Genomic DNA, 11,776 nt, shown 5'->3' with positions numbered 1-11,776 from the left:
TTCCTAGAAACTCCTAGCCGCTTGCGCCTGGTGTACCCGCTGGCTAGCCTCGTTCTGTCACTGCACATTCAGTGACCGGGTTTAGCAGCTCGCAATCGATTAGGCGCACAGCGCCGTCATCTACGTGGCGTTTTTTTGGGCTCCGTTTTATGGCGGCCGTGCGCAGGGCATCTTCGGGTGCGCCGGGTTCCTAATCGACCGGTACTGCTAACCTGCGAACGGCCGCCACCCTATCGTTTAGCAGCGACGGTGAAGGCTCCTACCCTCGATTAGGAGTTACGCCATGAAAAAGCTCGTCCCCGATCCTCCCCGTAGTGCTACCCACCGCGTCAGAAACCTCGAACACGATCTGGCCAATCAGCACATCCGGCAGAAGCTTTCAGTTCAGCCTGCTGATGTGTCTCTGATTCAGTCGCTCAAAAAAACCGTCAGTATCCCGGTGAGCCGCGATTCCTTGTTCTCGGTTCGGGAAGGCATCAACGCCGAAGAAGCACTGCTCCATGTCTCCCTGCTGCTGAAAAGCGCCGAGGAGGTTTCCGATGAAATCACCGAGCGCGGCAGCGGCATCGAGCGCGGTTTGATCTGGTCTATGGTGCACTCGGTGGAGATGGCGCGGGCCGTGGTAGACGCCTTGCTCGATGGCAGTCGCCACACGCCATCGCTGAAATAGAACGCCCCGCGAACGCACGGCGCGGCAGCATGACCTGCCGCGCTGTTCCTTAATGACAAACCTGCGCATGTGGAAAACAGACACGGCCTGAACGGGCCTGGAATGCTGGCCGCATTCGAATTCAACGCCCCCGCCAAACACTCAAAAAAGCACCTCCAACTCCACCCCCTCCGCCATCGCCCTATTCCCCACATCCCCCGGATGCAAGTGATCGCCCGAATCGATCTGCGGCAACAACCGGGTTGGCTGCCGCGGATCGCGGGTCAGCTGGTCGAAGTCGATCACCGCGTCGAATGCCTGCCCGGTGCGTATCCACTGGTTGAGCGCCTGGCGCAGTTGTTCCTTCGGGGCGCTGTGATAGTGCTCGATGATGCTGCCCTGCAGGGCGCCTTCGAAGGGCAACAGCGTGGTGCCGATGATGCGCAGGTTGTGGCGATGTGCCTGGTCGATCAGTTGTCGATAGCCGGCGATCAGCTCGTCCAGTGCAGGCAAGGATGCGTTGGGCGCGAAGGCGGTGCCGGGCCAACTGATGTCGTTGATTCCCAGCATGACGACCACGCTTTTCACCCCGGGCTTGCTCAGCACGTCGCGCTCGAAACGTGCCCGTGCGCTGGCGCCCATGCCGTCTTCGAGCAGGCGCGCGCCGGATATGCCGCCGTTGAGCACGGCGATGTTTTTGGCGGCCAGGCGCTGGGCGAGGAAGTCGGGCCAGCGGCGGTTGCTGTCCAGGGTCGAGCCGTTGCCGTCGGTAATGGAGTCGCCGAGCACCACCAGCGCCCGGCTGTCGAGCGGGGCGTCCACCAGGATGTCGCTGAGGAACAGCCGCGCTTCCACTTGCCGCTCACCCGCTAACTGCTGAGTGTCGACGTGGTTGCCCGCAGCAATAAAGGCGGTTTGCTTGCCGTCCCAGTGGAAGGTAGTCAGCGGCGTGGGCTGCGGCAGGTACAGCGAGACAACCAGCTCACCAAGGGCCGGCACCGCCAGCGCGACCGGATCGCTGGTGCGGGTTTCGCCCGGCGCGATGCTGATCTGTTCCTCACCGCCAAACGTCAGGACTTGTCCGGAGCTGGCGTGAATGGACTCAGCCTCCTCCACGGCCGCGACCCGCGCCGCGCCAATCCGCAGCGGCTGCTGGCCGTATTCATTGGAAACCACTACCCGTACCCGGCTTCCACCGACGCTGACGCGCAGCTTCTGCTGGACGGTGCTGTCGGCCAGGGTTGCGGGAATCCGCGTGGGCAGCGGCAGCTCGTTGCCCCAGGTCGGTTGCGGGCTGGCCATCCAGGTGGTGAGCCAGTTGCCCTGGGCCAGGGCAGGACCTGCGGTAAGCAGGGCCGTGACTATCAGCGGCAGGGAAAAGCTTGAGTGCAGGGCTTTCATCCGGGTAGCTCCTTGAGGCCGTAAGGCTGAGGCGAGCCAGATTGCTCCATTCGAAATAACCGTGATAGAAGGCATAACTTCATACAGCCCATTCCGATATCGAATACCCATGGACAGTCTCAAAGCGATGCATTGCTTCGTCCGCGCCGTCGAGCTGGGCAGCCTGTCGTCGGCCGCCCGGGAACTGGGCAGCACTCAGCCCACTGTCAGCAAGCTGGTGGCGGCCCTGGAACAGCAGTTGGGCACCCGCCTGCTCATCCGCGGCACCAGCGGGCTGACGCCCACCGAACAGGGCAAGCGTTTCTACGAGCGGGCGAAAGCCGTGCTGGAGGAATACAGCGAAGCGGTGGCCGAGGTACGCGGCCTGACCGAGCGCCCCGAAGGCGTGCTGCGGGTTAACGTGCCAGTGAGCCTAGGGGTGTTGCACCTCAATGCCTTGCTGCTGGCGTTCATGGCGCAATACCCGGACATCGAGGTGGAGCTGATCTTCAACGATCGCTTCGTCGACCTCACCGAGGAAAACGTCGACCTGGCCCTGCGCCTGGGCGGGGACCTGCCGCCAAACGCCATCGCCCGGCGCATCGCGACGTCGCCGCGCTACCTGGTGGCGGCCCCGGAGTACCTGCGCCAGCATGGGCCCTTGAACAGCCCGGCCGACCTGGGCGAGCACAATTTCCTGCGCTTCGCCTGGCTGGCGGCGGGCGATCGCCTGGAACTGAGCGGCCCGAGCGGCGAGAAGGCCAGCGTCACCCCCCAAGGGCGCTATCGGAGCAACAGCTCGTTGGCCATCCGCGACGGCGTGCTGCAAGGTGCCGGGCTCTGCATCACCCCGGCCTGGCTGGTCAGCGACCTGCTGGACAGCGGGCAGTTGGTGCGGGTCCTGCCCGACTGGAGCGGGCCAGCCAACGAGGCATTCCTGATCTACCCCGAGCGCCGCTACCGGCCCCTGCGCGTGCGTTTGCTCATGGAGTACCTGGCCGAGCGGGTGGCGCGGTTGCCGGGCTTCATTCCCTGAACCCAGGGCAAGCGCGTTGCCTGCGCCGGACACGATCAATGGCCATTACGATCCCCTTTTGGCCAACCCCGTGCTGTGAATCCCAGGGGCCGTCGGCAAGAATCGAACCCGGACCACCGACTCGAGTGACCTACGCTGTCACCACAACCGCCCTTGTGAACCTTGACCCTCTTTGTCCTTTGCCTTTCAAGGACCGCCTGCCGCGTACAGAACATAAAAACCATCGCCACGCTGGGGAAACCATTCATGGCCACTATGAAACGCATACTGAGTGCCACCGTTTGTGGGCTGTCGCTGCTGGCCGGCGCGGCACAGGCCGAGCAGCGCGAGCTGCGGGTGTACAACTGGGCCGACTACATCCTGCCGTCGGTGCCCAAGGACTTCGCCAAGAACAGCGGCATCAAGGTGACCTGGGACACCTTCGACACCAACGAATCCCTCGAAGCCAAGCTGCTGACCGGCAACTCGGGCTACGACCTGGTGGTGCCGTCGAACCAGTTCCTCGACACCCAGATCAAGGCCGGGGTGTTCCAGAAGCTCGACAAGTCCAAGCTGCCCAACTGGAAGCACCAGGACCCCGAGCTGCTCAAGCTGCTGGACAGCAACGACCCAGGCAACCAGTACGGCGTGCCCTACATGTACGGCACGGTGCTGATCGGTTTCAACCCGGCCAAGGTCAAGGCGGCGCTGGGCGACAACGCGCCGGTGGACAGCTGGGACCTGGTGTTCAAGCCGGAGAACATGGAGAAGCTCAAATCCTGCGGCGTGGCCATGCTCGACTCGCCATCGGAAATCCTGCCGCTGGCCCTGCATTACCTGGGGCTGGACCCCAACAGCCAGAACCCGCAGGACTATGAAAAAGCCAAGGAGCTGATGCTGAAAATCCGCCCCTACGTCACCTACTTCAACTCGGCCAAGTACATGACCGATATCGCCAACGGCGACATCTGCGTGGCCATCGGCTACTCCGGCAGCTTCTACCAGTTCGGCAATCGCGCCAAAGAGGCCGGCAACGGCGTGGTGGTGGACTGGCGCCTGCCCAAGGAAGGCGCGCCGATCTGGTTCGACACCTTCGCCATTCCCAAGAGCGCGAAGAATGTCGCCGAGGCCCATGAGTTCCTCAATACCCTGCTGGACCCGAAAGTCATCGCGCCCATCAGTGATTTCCTCGGTTACCCCAACGCCAACAAGGATTCGATTGCGCTGATCAACAAGGAGATCACCGGCAATACCGACCTGACGCCAACCCCCGAAGCCCTGAAAAAGCTCTATGTGGTGCAACCGCTGCCGCAAAAGCTGGAACGCGTGCGGACGCGAGTCTGGACTAGCATCAAGTCGGATAAATAATCCGCCCTCAGGCAGCCCCGCCCTGGGGTTGCCTGGCCTTCACTTCAGCTCGAACACCAGACAGGGATTGCCGTTCAAGCGCCCCTCGAACACCGGAGTCACCTGTTCCAACGCAGTTCCCGCCAGCAATGCCCGATCCTTGCGCGCCAGGATCACCCAGGCCGGACGCGGCAACGACGCCAGCGGCGACAGGTCGTCCTTGCCGATAAACCGCGGCTGCTCGTCGTGGTCCAGGTTCATCATGTAGCGCACCGCCCAGGTGTCTTTGCCCAGGTTGAGAAACACCAGGGTGCCGCGGTCCTCCCCACGCAGTTGCTCGACCTGAGCGACAAAACCCCGGGTGGCGAATTGCAGGTCCTTGGCCGGCTCGATCGCCTTCACCAGCAGCCACCACTGCGCCGCCAGGGCCAACAGGCTGAGCAGCACCAGGCGCCGCCCGGGCGCATTGCGAGTGGTTTGCCAGCCATGCAGCGCCAGCACCTGCAGGCCGAAAAACACCGCCATCATCAGCGGCAATGACAGCGCCGGCCAATAACCGTGCTTCTGCCAACTGTGCCGGCAGACCAGCAGCACCACCGCGCACAAGCCCGGCAACAGCACCATCAGGCCGAGATAAAACCAGCGCACCCTGAGCAGCCAGCGCTGCGGGTGGAGCAGGCCGTAAGCCGCGACCGCCGCGAACATCGGCACCATGGGCAGGATGTAATAGGCACGCTTGAAGTGCGGCACCGACAAGCCAAGCAGGATCATCAATCCACAGGCCCCCAGGCGCGCCAGCAGTTGCAGCTTGTCGTCGGAGTGCCGCGTGGACCATTGCCGACGCAGGACGAACAGCGTCGCCAGCGCCAGCGGCACCACCGGGAAGTACCGGTAGAGGCTGAGCTGAAAGTAGAAATACAGCGGCTCGCCGCTTTCATCGAGGCGCCCGCCGACCTGCATCTGGTAGACCTGTCGGGCGAAGGCTTCGCCGCCACTGAACTGCGCCAGTTGCATCAACGCCCACCAGCAGGCGGCCAGCAGGATCAGGCCGATCAGCCCATGGGCGAGTACCTTGCTCAACAGTCGCCAGCCGTCGCCCGGTGCCCGGCAAATACTCAATGCCCAGTAGCTGCAGGCCACGCCGCAGACCTCGATCAGCCCCAGGGGGCCGCGGATGGCGAAGGCGATGACGAACAGCGGAAAAATCGCGTACTGGCGCCATTTGGAACCCAGCTGCTCGCCGCTGTGCAGCAGGTAAAAACAGCCCAGGCACAGCAGCGAGACCATCTGGTCCAGGCATACCGAGCGCGACTTCTCCAGCCACTGGGTGGTCAGCGCCGTGAGCAGCACCGCCAGCAATGCCCAGGTGCGATCGAGCGGCGCCAGCAGGCGGTACAGCAGCGCCAGCACCCCGGCCGAGGCCAGCGCCGTGGGCAGGATATTGGCCAATTCGTTAGGCGCGCCGAACAGCTGGGCAAAGCCATAGCTGAACAAGGTGGCGGTGCCCGGATAGTCCGGGTAAGGCTCGCCGTAGGTGGTGGGAAACAGGCTCGCGCCGTGGCGGAACATCTCCTGCAGGAACAACCACCAGCGCCCGTCGAAGCCTTGCGCTGGCTGGTCCCAGATGCCGAAAGTGAACAGGAACAAAGCGAGCAGAAAGACGCCCAACATCTCGATGCGAATGCGGTGGTGGTCCATGGATGATCCGTCAGAGGGTGCGCTGCCCGAAGGCTTGGGCATGCCGGCTGCCATGTTGCAGCCGCAGGCCCTGAACCATCCCTGAACAGGCCGCAAAAAATCCCGGCCCTTCCATCAGCCCTACTCGCAAAGACAGGCTGGCGTCCCACTCCCTCCTGATCGCTCAGCCTGGCGTACTCAGTCCTCCTGCCGCAGAAACGGCAGCAGATGAGCAATAAAGGCCTCGGGCGCCTCCTCGGTAATGAAGTGGCCACACCCCGGCACTATCGCCCCCTGAAGTCTCAGGGCATTGCCCTTCATCGTCAGCAACGGCGCATCGTTAGTGGCGTGTTCGGCGCCAATCGCCAGGACCGGCATTGCCAGTGGGCGGCTGGCACGCTCGCGGTTCTGCCGGATGCTCTCGGGGATGGCCCGGTAATAGGCGAACCCGCCCCGCAGCCCACCGGGCACCGAGTAGGCTCTGACATAGGTCTGGACCGCGACCCGCTCCTGATGCACCGACCACTTTTCGAACATGTAAGCCAGGTACTGCGCCTCCCGCCCGGCGATCAGCACCTCCGGCAGGTCCTGCAACTGGTTGAACATGAAGTGCCAGAGAAAGATGTTCTGCCCCGCAGGCGCGAAGATCGACGGCGCCTCGGCCAGGCCGGGAATCACCGCCTCCGTCAGGGCCAGTTTCTCCACCGCCTGCGGATAGTCGCAGGCCAGGGCGTAGGCCACCCACATGCCGACATCGTGCCCCACCACCGAGTACTGGCTGTAACCGAGCGCCAGCATCAAGGCCTGCAAGCGAGACGCCGTGGTGCCGGTGTCGTAGCCCTGCTCGGGGCGATCGGACAAGCCCATGCCGGGCAGGTCGACCGCGATCGCCCGGTAACCCTGCCCGGCCAGCGCCTGCATGACATGGCGCCAGGTGAACCAAGTCTGCGGCCACCCGGGGATCAACAGCACGGGTTTGCCCTGGCCCTCACTGACATAGTGAATGCGCCCGCCGTCCACCTGTACGTAGCCATGGCGGTAGTCACGCCCGGCAAAAGCCTGCTGCTCGAAAAGATCCATGCTCAGCGTCCTTGATGGGAGGGCTGGGCAATGCCCAGCAGTCGGTTGATCTGGGCCTGGTCCAGCGGCGCGCCGGCGAAGTCGTCGAAGACTTTGTCCGTCACCTGGATGATGTGCTCATTGATAAAGGCCACGCCTTCGCGCGCGCCCTGCTCCTGGTCTTTCAGGCAGCACTCCCATTCCAGGGTCGCCCAGCCGGCATAGTCATAAAGCGCCAGCTTGGAAAAGATCCCCTTGAAATCCACCTGCCCGTCGCCCAGCGACCGGAACCGCCCGGCCCGCTCGGCCCAGGGCTGATAACCGCCGTAAATGCCCTGGCGGCCGGTGGGATTGAACTCGGCGTCCTTCACATGAAACATGCGAATGAACTCGTGGTAGATATCCAGGTAGTCCAGGTAATTGAGTTGCTGCAGGACGAAATGGCTGGGGTCGAAGAGCATCTTGCAGCGCGGGTGGTTGCCGACCCGCTCCAGGAACATCTCGAAGCTCACACCGTCATGCAGGTCCTCGCCAGGGTGGATCTCGTAGCACAGGTTCACCCCCTGCTCGTCACAGGCGTCGAGAATCGGCAGCCAGCGCTTGGCCAGCTCATTGAATGCCGAGTCGACCAGGCCTTCCGGGCGTTGTGGAAAGGGAAAGAAATAGGGCCAGGCGAACGAGCCGGAAAAGCTCCCCATATCGCTGAGCCCCAACCGGCGCGAAGCCTTGGCCGACAGTTTCAGCTGTTCGAGGGCCCACTGGGTCCTGGCGCCACTGTCGCCCCGCAGAGCCGCCGGGGCGAAGCCATCGCACAAGCTGTCGTAGGCGGGATGCACCGCCACCAACTGGCCGAACAGGTGGGTGGTCAGTTCGCTGATCACCAGCCCGTGTTCGGCCAGGGTGCCGCTGACCTCATCGCAATAATCCTGGCTGCTGGCCGCCAGGCGGACATCGAACAGGCGCTCATCCCAGGCTGGTACTTGAAGCGCCTTGAACCCCAGCCCCGCCGCCCATGCGGCAATGGCGGGCAGGGTGTTGAATGGCGGTGCCGCATCACTGAATTGAGCCAGGTGCAGGCTCGGTCCCTTGAGGGTTTTCATGGTTAACGCCCTATTGTTTGTCGTTCGACAAACAATAGGGCTGCCCTCGACACCTCGTCAATACGATGGCTTGATTTTTTTGTCGATCGACCAATAATTGGCAGCACTCCCTTTGCATCGAGAACTGGACATGGCTGGCAGACCCCGCGAATTCGACCGAAAGCAGGCCCTGTACAAGGCGCGTGATGTGTTCTGGCAGCGCGGCTTCGAGGCCACTTCCATGTCCGATCTGGTGGACGCGCTGGGCATTGCCTCGGCGCGCATCTATGCGGCCTTTGGCTCCAAGGAAGCGTTGTTTCGCGAAGCCATAGAACTCTACGAATCAGGCGACGGCGCCTTTGCCGATGCCGCCCTGGGCGACGACATCAGTGCCCGCGATGCCATCGAGCGCATGCTCAGGGAAGCCGTCGAACTCTATACCCAGCCCGACCGGCCCCTGGGCTGCATGGTGGTGTCCTCCGCCACCAATTGCTCGGCGGACAACGACGGCATCAGAGAATGGCTGGCCGAACACCGCCGCGACAGGACCCGCTCCATCATCGAGCGCCTGGAGCAGGCCGTGCGCGCTGGCGAGCTGCCCAAGCGCACCGACGTGATGTCCCTCGGGGACTGCTATGCCACGGTGCTGCATGGGCTGTCGGTGCAGGCCCGGGATGGCATCGGCAGGTCGCGCCTATTGGCGATGATTCCCATGGCCATGGCGGCCTTCGATGCGCAAACCGAAGCGGCCACTTAACACTTGCGAGCAGCCAATCGCGGACAAAAAAACGGCCCGGCGGGATCGCCGCCAGGCCGTATTCGAGTCATTACGCGATTTACAGAAAGACCGCCGAGAGCATGCCCAGCGCACCCAGGCAACAGCCGATCAAGGTGCCGCGCCCCGGCAACTCACGGAACACCGACCAAATCACCAGCGGTTCGAGCAGCAACAGCGAGGTCACCGACACCACCGTGATCATCCAGATATCGCCGACCGCCAAATAGCCCAGCCAATAGGCGCCAATCAGGCAGATACCGGCGAAACACATGATCAGTACGGGAAACGCCAGGTCCGGCCATGACGTGTTGCCCGTCTGCGCCAGGCGGGCGGCGACCACTTCGCTGTAGATCGCGCAGAACTCGCCCAGCACCATCAGCCCTACAGCAGAAACTCCGAGTAATTCTTTGGACATATGACAAACCCCTTGGTATTGAGAGCCAGATTTTTCAGCTCCCAGGCAGCAATGGCTCCGCTGACGGAGCCGCCATGACGATGCCGAGGGGTTTGCTCTAATTCAGTGACCGTGAGGAACCTGAACATGTCCATCTCCTGCGTGGTGGGTGGTACGGGCGCCCGCGAACGCCATGGACGATTGCGGACCGCTCTCTGTATAGGGTATTTCCGGGGTGGTCGACACGCGTTTTTTGTAGAGTTTTTGTCTGTTCGCCGCCACAGGGGCCAATGCCGCCAACCAGAAAAGCCTTCGCTACTCGGCCCGGAAGTTCCAGACGATCTCCACCACCCGCACCGCCAATACCAGGTACACCAGGAACAGCGCGACCTGCAGCAGCCGGTGATAGGGCAGCCTGGCCAAGCGGCGCAGGCCGTCGCTGACATTGAGCAGCATCAGCAGCGCCGACACCCCGATCAACCCCCATCCGGTCAGGCCGGAGCCGAACAGGCCCAGGAACAGGTGGTGGTCGCTGTGCAGCGCATTGGTCCCGGCGGCGAACAGCAAAGCGCAGACCAGCAGGTTCTTGACGTTGTCGAAGACCCGCGTGTTCAGGTCGCCGTCCAGCAGGTCCAGATACTTTCGCCACAGTTTGCGCATGTTCAAGGCACCTGTTCGGCCGCAGGAAAGAAAGACGCCCAGGGCGTTTTCAAAGATCAATCACCCGCCGGGCGCACCTCCCAGCGTAGTGACGATTGCCGCAACCTGCTTGCGGTCGTTCAACCCCATGCGGTACACCCCGTTCAACAAGGAAAACAGGCAGGAGCCTGCTGTTACCCAATCCTCCCTCGTTCACGATTTGTTAAGAATCGCCTCCGTATACTCGGACCGCCTGATCCTCCCCGGCGCAACCTCTTCGGCAGTCCCCTCATGTCGCGACCCGCACCGCTGTTGTTTCTGCTTGCCGCCCTGCTGTTCTTCTTCGCCCTGGGCAACCACCAGTTGCAGGGCTCCACCGAAGCCCGGGTCGCCGGGATCGCCATGCAGATGCACCTGGACGATGACTGGGTGACGCCGCGCCTGTTCGGCCAGCCCTTCCTGGAAAAACCGCCGCTGAGCCTGTGGCTCGACGCCAGCGCCATCCGCGTATTCGGTGGCACGCCGTGGGCGGTGCGCCTGGCCTCGGCCTTCGCCGGGCTGTTCAGCGTGATGCTGCTGTACGCCATGCTGCGCCGCTTCGGCCGCCCGCCAGCGGTGGCCTGGCTCGCCGGCGCCATGCTGGCGACCATGGCCAGTTACTGGGGCAATGTGCGCGGGGTCGGTGAAGACGCCCTGCTCAGCCTCGGCGTGACCCTGGCGCTGCTGGCGTTTTTCCACACCCAACGGCGCCAGGCCGAACGCCAGCCGGCCACTCTGGGCTGGCTGCTGTTCGCCCTCGGCATCGCCATCGCCACCCTGAGCAAGGGCGTGCTGGGCCTGGCGATGCCGGGCGTGGTGATCTTCGCCTGGCTGCTGGCCGACAGCCTGATCGAAAAGCGTTTCGCCCTCGGCCACTGGCTCAAACCCGCCCTGCTGACCCTGCTCGGCCTGGTGCCGCTGCTGATCTGGCTGTATTTCCTGTACCAGCGCGGGGGCCTGCAAGCCCTGGGCGAAGTGCTGTGGACCAACAGCGTCGGGCGCTTCGATGGCTCCTTTGTCGAGGCCGGGCATTACGAGCCCTTCTATTACTACCTGGCCAAGCTGCCGCAAGCCTTCCTGCCGTGGAACATCCTGGTCTACCTGGGCCTGTGGCACTTTCGCAAAAGTCTGGTGAAAAACCGCTACCTGCTGTTTTTCAGCCTGTGGCTCGTAGCCCAGTTCACCCTGCTGTGCCTGGCGTCGAGCAAGCGCACCGTGTACCTGATGTCGCTGACCCCGGCCGCGGCGGTGCTGGCGGCCGAATACGCGGCAGTGCTGTACGAACGCCTGCGCCAGCGCGCCGCGGGCGATGGGTTCTGGAGCGTCGTGGGGCGTCGGCGCCGCGGCCTGGCCCTAGGCGTGCTGACGCTGGTGGTGTGCAGTTACCTGGTGGCCGCGCAGTGGGCCGCGCCACGCGCCGATCGCCAGCTGTCCTTTGTACCGCTGATCAGCGAGATCCAGACGCTACAGGCCGCCGGGCAGCAGGTGGCGCTGTATCAGGCCAACGAACGCGCGGCCGGCGCCAGCGTGTTCTACACCCAGAGCCTGCTCAAGGACGTGCAGACCGTGGCCCAGCTGAATGAGTTTCTCGGCACCTCGCCGAACAACGTGGCGGTCATGGCCCTGCAGGAAGACCCCAAGCCACCGCTCAAGGTACTGAAGAAGGTCACGGTCAGTCGCCAGGCCTACTACTTTGTCGGCCACTGACCGGCACAGTGAG

The 11,776-nt window shown here is 63.5% G+C and carries 11 protein-coding genes; 5 read left to right on the top strand and 6 right to left on the bottom strand.

What is annotated here, in order from left to right:
* Positions 1-283: 283 nt before the first annotated feature.
* Positions 284-670 carry a DUF6124 family protein gene (locus tag CXQ81_RS06390; RefSeq protein ID WP_007920819.1) on the top strand — a complete coding sequence of 129 codons (387 nt, stop codon included), beginning with the start codon at positions 284-286 and terminating at the stop codon, positions 668-670.
* Between the two features lie 141 nt (positions 671-811).
* Here CXQ81_RS06390 and CXQ81_RS06385 read toward each other — a convergent pair whose 3' ends face one another.
* Positions 812-2,050, bottom strand: coding sequence for an SGNH/GDSL hydrolase family protein (locus CXQ81_RS06385; protein ID WP_101336795.1), 1,239 nt, complete (start codon positions 2,048-2,050; stop codon positions 812-814).
* Between the two features lie 109 nt (positions 2,051-2,159).
* Between CXQ81_RS06385 and CXQ81_RS06380 the strand changes: the two genes are divergently transcribed.
* Positions 2,160-3,065, top strand: a complete 906-nt coding sequence (locus tag CXQ81_RS06380; RefSeq protein WP_101336794.1) for a LysR family transcriptional regulator — start codon at positions 2,160-2,162, stop codon at positions 3,063-3,065.
* Between the two features lie 246 nt (positions 3,066-3,311).
* Positions 3,312-4,412: a polyamine ABC transporter substrate-binding protein gene (locus CXQ81_RS06375; protein WP_009042091.1), complete on the top strand. Its 1,101-nt coding sequence runs from the start codon at positions 3,312-3,314 to the stop codon at positions 4,410-4,412.
* Positions 4,413-4,451: 39 nt separating this feature from the next.
* On the opposite strand, the gene CXQ81_RS06370 is transcribed toward CXQ81_RS06375, so the two are convergent.
* The 3 genes from CXQ81_RS06370 to CXQ81_RS06360 all read right to left on the bottom strand — a co-directional run bounded on the left by CXQ81_RS06370 (position 4,452) and on the right by CXQ81_RS06360 (position 8,227).
* Entirely contained in the window at positions 4,452-6,089 is a 1,638-nt protein-coding gene (locus CXQ81_RS06370) for a glycosyltransferase family 39 protein (protein ID WP_101336793.1), read from the bottom strand.
* Positions 6,090-6,266: 177 nt separating this feature from the next.
* The gene (locus CXQ81_RS06365) at positions 6,267-7,148 is read right to left on the bottom strand and encodes an alpha/beta fold hydrolase (RefSeq protein WP_101336792.1); all 882 of its coding nucleotides are present in this window, start codon (positions 7,146-7,148) and stop codon (positions 6,267-6,269) included.
* Positions 7,149-7,150: 2 nt separating this feature from the next.
* Positions 7,151-8,227 carry a sugar phosphate isomerase/epimerase gene (locus CXQ81_RS06360; RefSeq protein WP_087091197.1) on the bottom strand — a complete coding sequence of 359 codons (1,077 nt, stop codon included), beginning with the start codon at positions 8,225-8,227 and terminating at the stop codon, positions 7,151-7,153.
* A 130-nt stretch (positions 8,228-8,357) separates the two neighbouring features.
* On the opposite strand from CXQ81_RS06360, the gene CXQ81_RS06355 reads away from it, so the two are divergent.
* Entirely contained in the window at positions 8,358-8,963 is a 606-nt protein-coding gene (locus tag CXQ81_RS06355) for a TetR/AcrR family transcriptional regulator (RefSeq protein ID WP_101336791.1), read from the top strand.
* A 79-nt stretch (positions 8,964-9,042) separates the two neighbouring features.
* Here the strand turns inward: CXQ81_RS06355 and CXQ81_RS06350 are convergent, their stop codons facing one another.
* The gene (locus CXQ81_RS06350; protein WP_101336790.1) at positions 9,043-9,360 is read right to left on the bottom strand and encodes a hypothetical protein; all 318 of its coding nucleotides are present in this window, start codon (positions 9,358-9,360) and stop codon (positions 9,043-9,045) included.
* A gap of 333 nt (positions 9,361-9,693) precedes the next feature.
* Positions 9,694-10,038 (bottom strand): hypothetical protein, encoded by a 345-nt coding sequence (locus tag CXQ81_RS06345; RefSeq protein WP_007920795.1) that lies wholly within the window; start codon positions 10,036-10,038, stop codon positions 9,694-9,696.
* Positions 10,039-10,308: 270 nt separating this feature from the next.
* Here CXQ81_RS06345 and CXQ81_RS06340 point away from each other — a divergent pair, with 270 nt between their 5' ends.
* Positions 10,309-11,763 carry a glycosyltransferase family 39 protein gene (locus CXQ81_RS06340; protein WP_101336789.1) on the top strand — a complete coding sequence of 485 codons (1,455 nt, stop codon included), beginning with the start codon at positions 10,309-10,311 and terminating at the stop codon, positions 11,761-11,763.
* The last annotated feature ends 13 nt before the right edge of the window (positions 11,764-11,776 follow it).

Origin of the sequence: Pseudomonas sp. 09C 129, from assembly GCF_002843625.1 — a bacterium.
Classification (GTDB): domain Bacteria; phylum Pseudomonadota; class Gammaproteobacteria; order Pseudomonadales; family Pseudomonadaceae; genus Aquipseudomonas; species Aquipseudomonas chlororaphis.
This window is presented reverse-complemented; position numbering and strand designations above follow the sequence as displayed.